Source organism: Salegentibacter sediminis (genome assembly GCF_002078605.1).
Taxonomy (GTDB): domain Bacteria; phylum Bacteroidota; class Bacteroidia; order Flavobacteriales; family Flavobacteriaceae; genus Salegentibacter; species Salegentibacter sediminis.
The window spans coordinates 294648-306842 of the sequence record NZ_MSJR01000001.1 but is presented as its reverse complement, the minus strand read 5'-3'; the positions used below and the strand labels follow the sequence as shown (position 1 = coordinate 306842).

The following is a 12195-nucleotide window of genomic DNA, read 5'->3' as shown; positions in this document are numbered from 1 at the left end:
ATCTATTTCAAGTTGTACTTTTGTTCTAAACATCGTACGAAATGGACTATATTATTAGAAAAACAGTTCCCGAAGACATGCCCGCAGTTCTGGAGTTAATTCAGGAGCTCGCCGAATTCGAAAAAGAACCCGATGCCGTGATAATCACAGCCGAAGACCTGAAAAGAGATGGTTTTGGCGAAAACCCATCTTTTATCTGTTTTGTTGCTGAAGTAAATGGTAAAATAGAGGGAATGGCACTGTGTTATTACCGCTATTCAACCTGGAAAGGAAAGACCGTACATCTCGAGGACCTGGTGATTAGAAAAAAGTTTAGACAGAAAGGTTTAGGTAAAGCGCTCTATACTAAAGTAATCGAATACGCTAAAGAACAAGGAGTAAAAAGGGTGGAATGGGTAGTGCTGGACTGGAATACTCCAGCGAAAAATTTCTATACCAAAAGTGGAGCTCTGGTCTTTGATGACTGGTGCACCGTGCAAATGGATGAACAGGCCATGGACGAATATCTGAAAAACACACGTTAATTTAAAGCTAAGCCCCGGTATATTTTATAAATCTATTCCTAATTTTGAATTATAACCAACTTTAAAACCAGAAATCATGAGTGTTGATTACAAAATTAGGGAAGCTAAACGGGATGATATGCCTGCGGTTCTTGAACTTATAAAAGAACTGGCCGAATACGAAAATGCGGCCGATGAGGTAGAGATACATCTGGACGATTTGATTAAAGAGGGTTTTGAAGAGAAACACTTTAAATGCTTTGTAGCCGATGTTAAGGGCAGAATAGAAGGAATGGCCCTGGTTTATTTCCGCTTTTCTACCTGGAAAGGTAGAACCGTTCATCTTGAAGATCTTATTGTGCGCAAAAAAATGCGTGGTACCGGTCTGGGTGGCGCTCTTTACAACCGGGTAGTAAAATATGCTTATGATAATGGCGTTAGACGTGTAGAGTGGGTCGTTTCTGAAGGCAATAAAAATGCCATCGAATTCTATGAAAACACCGGTGCCGATATTAAGAAAAACTGGTACACCGTGCATATGGACGAAAACGGAATCCAGAAAAACATTGAAAAACTCGAATGAAAATATATAAGTTTGGAGGAGCTTCGGTAAAAGATCCTCAGGCAGTAAAAAACCTCTTTAACTTACTAACTTCTAATGACCATAGCAAACTTCTTATCGTAATTTCGGCGATGGGAAAAACTACTAATGCCATTGAAAAAATTGTAAAGAAGTACCTGGAAGAAACCAGGATTCCGGAGGAACTTCAGGAAATTGAAAATTCTCATCTCGAAATTGCCAGAGAACTCTTCGCCGAACCCTCCCATCCGGTTTTTTCAAAAATAAGCGGGTTACTTGAGGATATTCGGAATTTCATGAAGCATAATAAATCTAAGCGATATGATTATGTGTATGACCAGATAGTGAGTTACGGAGAATTGCTTTCTACCACAATAATTAGTGAATATCTTAATTCCCATAATTTTAAAAACACCTGGCTGGATGCCAGAACCGTCATTAAGACTGACAGTACCTACCGGGACGCCCAGGTAAACTGGGAAGAAACCCAGGAAGCAATCGAAAAAAATATTGACAGAAATCAAGTAAATATCACCCAGGGGTTCATAGCTTCAGATGCCGATAATTTCACCACTACCCTGGGCCGCGAAGGAAGTGATTACACCGCAGGGATCTTTGCTTATTGCCTTAACGCTGAAAGCTTAAGCATCTGGAAGGATGTACCAGGAGTACTCAATGCCGATCCACGGGAATTCACTCAAACCTCCCTGCTTAACCAGATCTCTTACGAAGAAGCAATCGAGCTCGCCTTCTATGGAGCTTCGGTTATACACCCAAAAACGCTGCAACCCCTTCAGAAAAAGGAGATCCCGCTTTACGTTAAGTCCTTTGTCCAACCTGATGGAAAAGGCACTTCGGTAAGAAGAGGTAACCGAATAGAGCCTGAGATACCCTGCTTCATTGTCAAAAAAGAGCTGGTACTTATTTCACTTGCTTCCCTTGACTTTTCATTTATGGTGGAAGAAAATATTAGTGAGATCTTCAGGCTTTTTCACCTCTATCAGATGAAAGTGGATCTCATCCAGAATTCAGCGATCAGTTTTTCGGTTTGTGTCGATAACAGGTTTAATAAGCTGGAGAAACTTATTCAGCACTTAAAAGCCAGGTTCAGGGTAAAATATAATACGGGTGTTTCCCTTTACACCATCAGGCATTTTAATGATGATGCAATAGCCAGCCTGGAAAAAGACAAAGAAATTCTTCTTAAGCAAATAACCCGCGACACCGTTCAATTGGTAACACGCAATTAAAAACCGACACCGGGTTACTTCCCATGCCTGTTAATTTCATGTTATTCTGAAGCTTGGTTTAGGGAAACTTTTATTTCATTCTTATCTTTCAGCATATACAAAAAACAACAAAAAATTATGGAAAGGATACTTATCGCAGGAGCGACAGGACATACAGGAAAAAGGGTGATAGAAATCCTTAACAATACTCAGAATTTTAAACCCATCGCTATGATTCGGGATAAATCTCAAAAGCAAATGTTCGATGATATGGAAGTCGAAACCGTTTTTGCCAATCTTGAAGAGGACCTGGAACATGCGTTTAAAAAGATAGACCGGGTGATCTTCGCAGCCGGATCTGGCAGTAAGACAGGGCCCGAAAAAACCACCAGCATAGATCAGGAAGGTGCAAAAAAAATGGTGGATGCTGCGAAAAAATTTAAGGTGAAAAAATTTATCATGCTCAGCGCGATGGGAACCGATGATCCTTCCCAAAATAAGGAACTGGAACATTACCTGAAAGCCAAAAAAGAGGCCGATGATTATCTAGTGGATAGTGGGATTCCTTACACCATTGTGAGACCCGGCGCCTTAACCGATGATCTTGGACTGGCAAAAGTAAAAATTGCGCCAAAACTTGACGAGCGCGGAGAAATCTCCCGTGATGATGTTGCTTTCTTATTGGTAATGTGCCTGGCCGACCCACTGGCCAAGAATATGGCTTTTGAAGCATTAGAGGGTGAAGAATCTATAAAATCTGCTCTTATTGAATTAAGCCAGAACAATTAAAAATTATATTATTAGGGCGGCTTCAACGAATATTTCGTTGAGCCGCCCTTTTTTAACTTAATTTCCGGGAAATACTATTTCTTGTCTCCCTTCCCGAATTTCCCAATGATTTTCTTTGCGATAACACTGGCCAGTCTTTCGTGAGATTCTACCGTCCAACCAGCAACGTGGGGACTAAGAATAACATTTTGTAAAAACATAAGCTCCTGCATTGCGCGGGGAATCTTGTTTTCTACACTGAGGGCGATCTTTTTCTCATTCGAAAAAAGGCTCTCAAAAGAATCCTTTTCATATTCCAATACGTCCAGGCCTGCTCCCAGAATTTGTCCATCTTTAAGGGCTTCTACCAAATCTTCGGTAACCACGCTTTTTCCACGGGCGGTATTGATGAACCAGAAAGCTTTCTTGAATTTCCCGATGAATTCTTTATTCACCATTTGGTGGGTTTCCGGAGTTAAAGGGGTGTGCAGACTAACCACATCTACCTTTTTGACAAATTCATCAAAAGTGACCTGTTTGGCATTTTCATCTCCTATATTTTCCTTGATATCATAGCAAAGCACCTCCACCTCGAAACCTTTCAGTTTCTTAGCAAAAGCTTTTCCCATATTTCCATATCCTATAATTCCTACCGTTTTTCCGTCAAGTTCCAGGCCTCGATTTTCTTCACGGTGCCACAGGCCGTCTCTTACTTCGCGATCGGCTTTGTTCAGCTTATTAAATAGGGATAAAAGCATTCCCAAAGAATGTTCGGCTACGGCATTTCGATTTCCTTCAGGAGCAGAGAAAAGTTCTATATTGTGCTCTTTAGCATAGTCCACATCAATACTCTCAAGACCGGCACCAACTCTCGCGATAAATTTCAGGTTTGGCGCAGCATCAATAAATTCTTTGTCAATACTATACCGACTTCTTATCACGATCCCATCATATAAGTGCTGATTAGCAAGCGTTTCTTCTCTGGTTTGAGTGTAGCCTTCAATATTATGATGGCCAGCTTCTTCCAGCTGTTTCATAAGGGTTGGATGATTGGTATCGGCGTGTAATATGATCATTTTTTATTTGTTTTAATTCTAAAAAATTGTGAAACAATTGACTTTCAGAAACTTTAATCTGAAATAGCAAATGCAACAGACAAAGATAAAGAATGACGCCGAAACCAGGAAAAATCGAAGGCAGAGCTTCTAAAAACCAAGGATAACTTTAGATAGATAAAAGAAGAGAAATATCCCAAAGATATCATTGCTGGTGGTAATAAAAGGTCCTGTGGCAATTGCGGGATCAACTCCGCGCTTATCAAGGATAATAGGAACAAAAGTACCTATTAATGCAGCTAAAATAATAACGCTTAGCAATGAAATAGCTATGGTAAGGCTTACCAGTTGCGGTTGTCCAACTATAAGACCAAAAATTACGATTAATAACCCCAGTACCACCCCATTGATAAGGCTTAAACTTAGTTCTTTTAAAAGCCGATTAAAAAGGCTTCCTCTAAGATTATTGTTTGCCAGACCCTGGACGATTATCGCACTGGATTGAACACCTACGTTTCCTGCCATTGCTGCAATAAGTGGTGTAAAAAAGAACAGGACCGGGTAGCGGGCGAGAGCCTCTTCAAAACCCTGCATCACGTAAACACTTCCTAAACCTCCAAAAAGCCCAAGTACCAACCAGGGCAGACGGGCTCGTGTTAAACGCCATACATTATCATCAGCCTCTACCCCTTCAGAGATACCGGCTGCCATTTGATAATCCTTCTCAGCTTCCTCCTTGATGAAATCAACGATATCGTCAATGGTAACACGACCTACCAATCGGCCCATCTCATCTACAACAGGGATAGCTTCCAGGTCATATTTTTGCATTATTCGGGCTACTTCTTCCCCATCGGTATGCACATTCACATAATCTACCTGTGGGATGTAAACATCACTGATATTGGCATGGCTTGGCGCGGTAAGCAAATCTTTTAAGGAAAGTCTACCCTTTAATTTATTTTTGTCGTCTACCACATAAATAGAATGAACCCGGGTCACATTTTCGGCCTGCTGTCGCATTTCGGTCATGCAGCCGGTAACACTCCAGTTTTCATTAACCTTCACGAGCTCTTTTGCCATAAGACCCCCGGCAGAATCCTCATCATAGCGCAAGAGCTCGACAATATTATCGGCGTGTTCCTCATCGGCCATTTCGGCGATGACATTTTGCTGTCGCTCCAGGGAAAGCTCAGAAATAATATCGGCGGCATCATCGGTATCCATTTCCTCGAGCTCATCGGCAATTTCTTTGGGAGTAAGGGTTTCGAGAATGCGTTCTCTCACGTTCTCCTCAAGCTCCATCAAAGCCTCGGCTGTTTTCTGGCTGTCCAGCAGTTTAACCACATAAACCGCTTCTTCCAGGCTTAGCTCGGTAAGAATTTCAGCAATATCGGCGTGGTGCACGTCTTCCAGATGCAGAAGAAGTTCCTCGTTATTCTTTTCTTCGACGAGGAATTTAATTTTTTCTATTAACTCATTGCTGATCTGAAATTGCATACGGCTGAATTTTTAAGGTCAGTTCAATAAATGCATCGTAGCCCAGTTGCTCAGGACGCTTGCCAAATATAGCATCTTCCCTTAAACTATCGGGTAAATTGAAGCTTTTTAAGCTATTTCTAAGAGTTTTTCGGCGTTGGTTAAAGGCTGTTTTAACAACTCTGAAAAAAAGTTTTTCATCGCAGGCCAGTTTCAGGTTTTCCTTTCGGGTTAACCTCAGGACTCCACTATCTACCTTTGGTGGCGGATTAAAAACTGAGGGCGGAACTGTAAAAAGATATTCGGCTTCATAAAACGCCTGGACCAAAACCGATAGGATCCCGTAAGTTTTATTGCCTTCTTTTTCGCAAATGCGCCTGGCAACTTCTTTTTGGAACATCCCGGAAAATTCAGGGATCTGCTCCCGCATTTCCAGAACCTTGAACACGATCTGGGTCGAAATATTATATGGGAAATTCCCGATTACCGCAAAGGCTTCGTCCCCAAAAATTTCAGAAAGCTTATACTTCAAAAAATCCTTTTCGTGAATCCTGCCTTGAAGTTGGGGATAATTTTCCTGGAGATAGGTCACACTTTCGGTATCGATCTCGATCACGTGAACTTCAGTATCCTTTTTCAGCAAATATTTGGTTAGCACTCCCATCCCAGGCCCAATTTCAAGTACCTTTCTATAACCCGAAAAGCTTAAGGTATCTGCAATTCTTTCGGCAATATTTTCATCGGTAAGGAAGTGCTGCCCCAGATGTTTTTTTGCTCTAACTTCTGAATCTGCAAGGTGAGTTGTATGTTTTTTACGAAATTTCCCCATTAAATATCGGTGTTCTAATTAGATTCCTGCTCGGTGATTACCTCGAGTTCTGTGCGAAAAGCTACCATTTTTCCTTCAAAGGCCTTGCCCCGGGAACGCAGGTCCTGAGCGTGATTGCGATAATAATTCTCAAGGCTTTCCTTATCTGGCGCAGTATACTGTACAGAGTAGGTGATGCCTCCCATTTCTTCTTTAATCATAACCCGGGTCATAAGAGCTTTTGTGAATTTTCCGGTTTTTAGCATATCAGGGATGTGCTCAGATTTCATCCAGTCGAGCCATTGCTCGTGAATAGACTCTTCAATATTAATAGTAACATTATAGATATACATAGGGAATATTTTATTCGATGGTATCGCCCCGAAGACGACGGAATTTTTTACGGGCATCTAAAAAATAAATGCTGTCGGCAAAGTTAAAGATAATTTGCTCGTAATATTCCTTTGCCCTTTCGGGATTATCGAGATTCTTCGCATAGAGTTCGGCAAGGTAATAATTAGCATTATCGGCAAGAATATCTGTATTAAAAAGCCTGATGATTTCCAGGTAATTCGATTCAGCCTTCTCAAATTCTCCACTCTTTTCATAGAGTTTTGCCTGTTTCAGCAAAACTTCATCTTCTATTTTCTCTCCTTTATGATTAGCAAGAATTTCGTCCAGATATGCTATGGCATCTTCATTTTTCCCTTGGAAAGCCATTAAATCGGCCCTGGCGTATTTTTTTAATGCCACCTGAGCTGTATCTTCAATAGAATTATCCTGAATCAATAAACTGAGTTCCATAGCATCGTTAGCGATTAGCTGAGAGGTAGAAGATTTAAGCACGTCCAGCTGGGTTTTAGCCCACTTAAAATCTCCCTTATAATAACTGGTTTTTGCTACTTTAAACCGGGCTTGTTGAGACATCGCGTCATTTTTCATGAGATTCTGCACCTGGGAGTAGTAAATAAGCGCTTCATTAAATTTCTCTTCCAAAACCAACACATCTGCCAGTTCCATTTTCACCCGGCCCTTGTCGTAATTTGAACGGGTTATTTCTGATAGTTCCCGAAGCTGCTCAATTGCCTGTTCTCGTTCCCCCGATTTAAAAGCTAGAAAGCGTGCATAATCCAACTGAAGATCCAGTGTGTTTAGGTCGAGCCCAAATTCTTCAAAAAGCTCCTGATATTCTATTTCGATCTCTCTGAAATTCGTAGTGGCCTCCTTACCTGCCAGGTTTAGCAGAAATCGCTTTCCCTGCAACACGATATTTTCTGAAGGGGCTTCTTCTATGGCATAAGCCACAATTTTTTTGGCCGCCTGCGTATCTCCGGCTCTTTCAGCGAGAACAGCCAGGTTAAGTATATCCTGTAAACCCCCTTCCCCACGGCGGTATACAGCCTTTTGTTGGGTAAAGGCTTTATCAAATTCTTTTTGTTGAATAAATAGCCAGGCCAGCATTTCATTATAAAAAACCTGTGGATTCTCCTGCAGTTTTTTCAGCAATAATTTACGGAAAATCGTATTCGCTTCAGATCCAGCATCCTCAGAGATATAGCGACCAAATTCCCGGTTAGCAACGTGAAACAGCTTAGGATTTTCATCCATAAGATCGAGATAATTATCAAACATTTTTTCGAGCTTCCCCTGTTCACCATAGATTCTGGCTAACTGAAGATTGAAATTGTGATCGCTCTGCAGTGCCATCCCTTTTTCATAAGCTGTGGCCGCTTCCTCAAGCAAATTATATTTTTCAAAACCCCGGGCGATACCATAGGCATAATTGGGCCTTGCGTTTATAGCATCCAGAGCTTCCCTGTAAAATTCTTCTGCTTTCTCTTCCTCTTTTCTTAATTCAAAATTATGACCAAGTTCTATAAGCAGATTAGGGTTATTGGCAGTGTTTTCTAGCTTTTCCCGAAGCATCTCCTCAGCTGCATCAAAGTTTTCCAGCTGCTGATAAGAAGATATCACTCCATAGAAAAAAACTGGATTCCCCGGATTGTCCTTCGCTAGCTGTTGGTAGATTTTTAAGGCCTTTTCGTATTCCCCCTGATCAAAGAAATTTTGGGCAAGTTCCTGAGACTGGGCATTAAGTTGAAATACCCAGCAAAAAAAGGCAGCTATAAAAAGCAAATTCCGCATCTTGTAAAGATAAGGATTTGACTTGTTCTGCAGTGAATTTCAGGAGTTTAATCTATACGATCAAAGCCGGTATAGGAAACCAGAACCTCAGGGATATTAATCCCCTTTTCTGTTTGGTAGTTCTCAAGGATTCCTGCAAGCACGCGAGGCAGGGCCAACGCGCTTCCGTTTAAGGTGTGTACCAGTTCTTTTTTACCTTCTTTATTTTTATACCGAAGTTTTAAGCGGTTGGCCTGGAAGGTTTCAAAATTTGAAACAGAACTTATCTCCAACCAACGATCCTGGGCGGTTGAGAAAACCTCGAAATCATAAGTTAGCGCCGAAGTAAACCCAAGGTCACCTCCACATAAACGCAAAATACGGTAAGGCAATTTGAGCTCCCGAAGCAGTTCTTTTACGTGGTCAACCATTTTATCTAAAGCCGCATACGAATCTGAAGGTTTTTCAATTCTTACCAATTCCACTTTATCAAACTGGTGAAGACGGTTAAGCCCGCGCACATGAGCTCCGTAAGAACCCGCTTCTCTTCTAAAACACGGGGTATAGCCGGTACAGGAAATAGGGAAATCCTTATCGGTTAAAAGATTGTCGCGAAACATGTTAGTTATAGGCACCTCGGCCGTTGGGATCATAAAAAGATTATCCTCAGCCATATGGTACATTTGGCCTTCCTTATCCGGAAGTTGACCTGTGCCAAAACCAGATGCTTCATTAATCATTAAAGGCACCTGGAATTCGGTATATCCGGCTTCGGTAGCTTTGTCAAGGAAATATGTGATGAGGGCGCGTTGTAACCTTGCACCCTTACCTTTATAAACAGGAAAACCTGCCCCCGTGATCTTATTACCGAGTTCAAAATCTATAATATCATATTTTTTAGCAAGCTCCCAGTGAGGAAGGGCTGTCTTTTCCAACTGCGGAATTTCTCCTTCTTTAAAAACCTCTTCATTATCCTCTTCAGAAACTCCTGCCGGTACAGATTCGTGAGGCACATTTGGAATAGTATAAAGCAATTGCTCCAGTTCCTGTATTGTGGCGGTAAGCTTTTCTGAAAGCTCTTTGGAATCTTCCTTTAATTTTCCGGTCTTTTCTTTGATCAAATTGGCTTTTTGATGTTCGCCATTTTTGAACAGTTTTCCTATTTCTTTAGAAAGCCTGTTAGATTCTGCAAGGATATCATCGAGCCTGGCCTGGGTATTTCGGCGGGTTTCATCAAGTTCTAAAACCTGATCCAGAATAGCTGAGGCCTCAAAATTTCTTTTGGCCAGCGCTTTAATATATTGTTCTTTGTGATCCCTGATATTATTAACTTGTAACATAGCTTTGTTTCTACCGGTTTGGAGCAGCAAATGTAACAAAAGCCACGAAAAGTTTTAGTCTAATTTTGAGGGTAAAATCCAGTCTTTATGTTTAAAATGTTGCCATCTTTCAGCTGCCATATCAACTTTGGGATCAATAAGCTGCCTTGCCGGGCGACCATTCACCCTCACCCAGGAATCAATATAAACTTCAATTTCTTTTCCACGACTGGCATAATCTTCTTTTAAGCGTTGCGCAAACTGCCAAAGCATATCGGGTTTGGAGTTCACCGCACGTAACTGTTTTCGCGAGAGATAATCCGATTTTTTCACATAAATAGTATCGGTCGAACCTTTCTCCACCACCTTAAAAGTGCTTTTCCCAGCTTTGGAACGCAGCATCATACGCCAGCTCAACCGGTGGCCTTCTTCCGTCCAAAGCACATTATCCTTAAAGAACCAGTGACGTAAAGGCAAAGAAAGTTGTACGATAAACCAGCCTGAAATGAGGAAAACGATCAGGTTTCTGTATTTAGGCACAATAACCTCATCTGCGTCATAATAGGGTTTTCTGCGGAAGAGGAACCATTTATTAATCTTTTCTGAAGGAAAGAAGAAAAGGCTAAAAGCCAGCGAGAGATAAGGGAAAATCCCAATATGAAAAATGAAGCTGTTAAAGAGGTGAAAGAAAATCGCTAATAGAAAAGCAGGAAACCTTGTTTTCTTCCAAAGAAGAGCAGGAATAATAAGTAAATCGAATAATAATCCAAAATACGCAATAGCGTAGCGCACCCATCCTTGCTGAAGGAATTCGCCTACAAGCCAATAATCCTGCTTGCTTTTCATTAAAATTGCCGGGAGAGTACCATCCAGCCAATCGGGGTACATCTTTGCTATTGAAGCGTAAGTAAAGACTATCCAAAGCTGAAGCACTATCACCAGCCAAACCCAGCGCGGCATATAGATACTTCTTAGATTTTTATTCCGCCAGGCATCTATGGAGAAATAGCGATGCATTGGTAGAAAGACAAAAATCATGCAAAGCAGCATCAACAAATAATAGTGATTATTGTAGGAAGACTTCTGCATCAGGTAGACCGAAGCCCACATAATTCCGAAGGCAAACATACTTAGCCGGTATTTAAAACCGAGCATAACAAAAATTCCCAAAAACCCCATTATGCCGTAATACCAAATCATCCCATCCCCGGGCAGGGGTTGAAGAAACTCAAAACCTATAAAATTAAAAGTGAATTGCGGTTCAATAAAGACGCGCCTTATCCAACCAGTCCAGATCGAACCCCAGGCCTCGATGGTGATAAGCAAACCAAAAAACACCCTAAAAACAATGAGTGCCGAATTATCGATTTGCTTAAAAAGCCATCTATTCAGCATAGTTATCTTTGATGTATTGCTTTGAAAAAGCCTCATCCTGTTTCATCGCGTTCTTAAGCGCATTAACAGAATCGAATTTCTTTTCGTCCCTTATTCTCACCAACATTTCAATCTTAAGGCTTTTTCCGTATAGATCTTTGTCGAGATTAAAAAAGTAAGTTTCAATAGTTCTTTCTTCCCCACCCACGGTAGGATTGGTCCCGATATTCATCATTCCAAAAAACATTTCCCCTTCAATTTCTGCTCTTGCCACGTAAACCCCGTTTTTTGGGATGAGTTTATATTCTTCAGCAATATGGAGGTTTGCCGTGGGATAATTAAAATCTTTTCCCAAACCTCTACCTTTTATCACGGTGCCATACAGGGAAAATGGTTGTTGGAGGTAATTATTGGCACGTTCAACACGGCCTTCCTGTAAGGCTTTTCTTATTTTAGTGGAACTCACCGCTACCTGGTCTACTTCTTCTTTGGTAATCTCTTCTACTTCAAAACCAAACTGCTCCCCAAACTCCTTTAGGTTGGTGATATCGGCGGTACGGTTTCGGCCAAAACGATGATCGTAACCAATAATTACGTGGCTGGCCTTAAGTTTATTTACCAGGATATCCCTTACGAACTCCAGAGCGGTGAGTCGTGAAAACTGCCGGGTAAACGGGTGCACTACAAGATGGTCAATGCCTGTTTCGGCAAGTATCTGTTTTCGTTCCTCTATGGTATTGATAAGTTTTATATCAGATTCCTGTTGCAAGACCATACGGGGGTGCGGGAAAAAGGTGAGGATCACCGATTCCAGGTTTCCGGCTTTGGCCGCATTAACCATTCGGTCTATTATTTTTCGGTGGCCAGCGTGTACCCCATCAAAGGTACCGATGGTAACCACTGTTTGTCGCTCGCTGCTAAAGGCGTTAGCTCCATTGTGTATTTTCACAGCCTGC

The 12195-nt window shown here is 41.4% G+C and carries 12 protein-coding genes; 4 read left to right on the top strand and 8 right to left on the bottom strand.

What is annotated here, in order from left to right:
- The first annotated feature begins 41 nt into the window (after nt 1–41).
- From BUW93_RS01460 to BUW93_RS01445, 4 genes are all read left to right on the top strand, one after another.
- On the top strand, nt 42–524 hold the full coding sequence (locus tag BUW93_RS01460) for a GNAT family N-acetyltransferase (RefSeq protein ID WP_081208487.1): 483 nt from the start codon (nt 42–44) through the stop codon (nt 522–524).
- Nucleotides 525–600: 76 nt separating this feature from the next.
- A complete protein-coding gene (locus tag BUW93_RS01455; RefSeq protein WP_081208485.1) occupies nt 601–1086 on the top strand; it encodes a GNAT family N-acetyltransferase in 486 nt (161 codons plus the stop codon).
- Nucleotides 1083–2333, top strand: a complete 1251-nt coding sequence (locus BUW93_RS01450; protein WP_081208483.1) for an aspartate kinase — start codon at nt 1083–1085, stop codon at nt 2331–2333. Before BUW93_RS01455 ends, BUW93_RS01450 begins: the two co-directional genes overlap by 4 nt.
- A gap of 117 nt (nt 2334–2450) precedes the next feature.
- Entirely contained in the window at nt 2451–3101 is a 651-nt protein-coding gene (locus BUW93_RS01445) for an SDR family oxidoreductase (protein WP_081208481.1), read from the top strand.
- 74 nt (nt 3102–3175) lie between these two features.
- On the opposite strand, the gene BUW93_RS01440 is transcribed toward BUW93_RS01445, so the two are convergent.
- The 8 genes from BUW93_RS01440 to BUW93_RS01405 form a co-directional block, all read right to left on the bottom strand.
- Entirely contained in the window at nt 3176–4156 is a 981-nt protein-coding gene (locus BUW93_RS01440; RefSeq protein WP_081208479.1) for a 2-hydroxyacid dehydrogenase, read from the bottom strand.
- A gap of 129 nt (nt 4157–4285) precedes the next feature.
- Nucleotides 4286–5635 carry a magnesium transporter gene (mgtE, locus tag BUW93_RS01435; protein WP_081208477.1) on the bottom strand — a complete coding sequence of 450 codons (1350 nt, stop codon included), beginning with the start codon at nt 5633–5635 and terminating at the stop codon, nt 4286–4288.
- Nucleotides 5613–6443 carry a 16S rRNA (adenine(1518)-N(6)/adenine(1519)-N(6))-dimethyltransferase RsmA gene (rsmA, locus tag BUW93_RS01430; protein ID WP_081208475.1) on the bottom strand — a complete coding sequence of 277 codons (831 nt, stop codon included), beginning with the start codon at nt 6441–6443 and terminating at the stop codon, nt 5613–5615. Before rsmA ends, mgtE begins: the two co-directional genes overlap by 23 nt.
- 14 nt (nt 6444–6457) lie before the next feature.
- Entirely contained in the window at nt 6458–6775 is a 318-nt protein-coding gene (locus tag BUW93_RS01425; protein ID WP_081208473.1) for a DUF4286 family protein, read from the bottom strand.
- Nucleotides 6776–6785: 10 nt separating this feature from the next.
- A complete protein-coding gene (locus BUW93_RS01420; RefSeq protein ID WP_081208471.1) occupies nt 6786–8567 on the bottom strand; it encodes a tetratricopeptide repeat protein in 1782 nt (593 codons plus the stop codon).
- Nucleotides 8568–8614: 47 nt separating this feature from the next.
- Nucleotides 8615–9886, bottom strand: coding sequence for a serine--tRNA ligase (serS, locus tag BUW93_RS01415; protein WP_081208469.1), 1272 nt, complete (start codon nt 9884–9886; stop codon nt 8615–8617).
- A 54-nt stretch (nt 9887–9940) separates the two neighbouring features.
- Nucleotides 9941–11260, bottom strand: coding sequence for an HTTM domain-containing protein (locus BUW93_RS01410; protein ID WP_081208467.1), 1320 nt, complete (start codon nt 11258–11260; stop codon nt 9941–9943).
- Nucleotides 11250–12188: a bifunctional riboflavin kinase/FAD synthetase gene (locus BUW93_RS01405; protein ID WP_081208465.1), complete on the bottom strand. Its 939-nt coding sequence runs from the start codon at nt 12186–12188 to the stop codon at nt 11250–11252. The genes BUW93_RS01410 and BUW93_RS01405 overlap by 11 nt, the downstream gene beginning before the upstream one ends.
- Between the last annotated feature and the right edge of the window lie 7 nt (nt 12189–12195).

Bases quoted from the DNA above. Each gene is read 5' to 3' on its own strand.
- BUW93_RS01460 (WP_081208487.1), top strand. From the start codon at position 42: ATGGACTATATTATTAGAAAAACAGTTCCCGAAGACATGCCCGCAGTT.
- BUW93_RS01455 (WP_081208485.1), top strand. From the start codon at position 601: ATGAGTGTTGATTACAAAATTAGGGAAGCTAAACGGGATGATATGCCT.
- BUW93_RS01450 (WP_081208483.1), top strand. From the start codon at position 1,083: ATGAAAATATATAAGTTTGGAGGAGCTTCGGTAAAAGATCCTCAGGCA.
- BUW93_RS01445 (WP_081208481.1), top strand. From the start codon at position 2,451: ATGGAAAGGATACTTATCGCAGGAGCGACAGGACATACAGGAAAAAGG.
- BUW93_RS01440 (WP_081208479.1), bottom strand. From the start codon at position 4,156: ATGATCATATTACACGCCGATACCAATCATCCAACCCTTATGAAACAG.
- mgtE (WP_081208477.1), bottom strand. From the start codon at position 5,635: ATGCAATTTCAGATCAGCAATGAGTTAATAGAAAAAATTAAATTCCTC.
- rsmA (WP_081208475.1), bottom strand. From the start codon at position 6,443: ATGGGGAAATTTCGTAAAAAACATACAACTCACCTTGCAGATTCAGAA.
- BUW93_RS01425 (WP_081208473.1), bottom strand. From the start codon at position 6,775: ATGTATATCTATAATGTTACTATTAATATTGAAGAGTCTATTCACGAG.
- BUW93_RS01420 (WP_081208471.1), bottom strand. From the start codon at position 8,567: ATGCGGAATTTGCTTTTTATAGCTGCCTTTTTTTGCTGGGTATTTCAA.
- serS (WP_081208469.1), bottom strand. From the start codon at position 9,886: ATGTTACAAGTTAATAATATCAGGGATCACAAAGAACAATATATTAAA.
- BUW93_RS01410 (WP_081208467.1), bottom strand. From the start codon at position 11,260: ATGCTGAATAGATGGCTTTTTAAGCAAATCGATAATTCGGCACTCATT.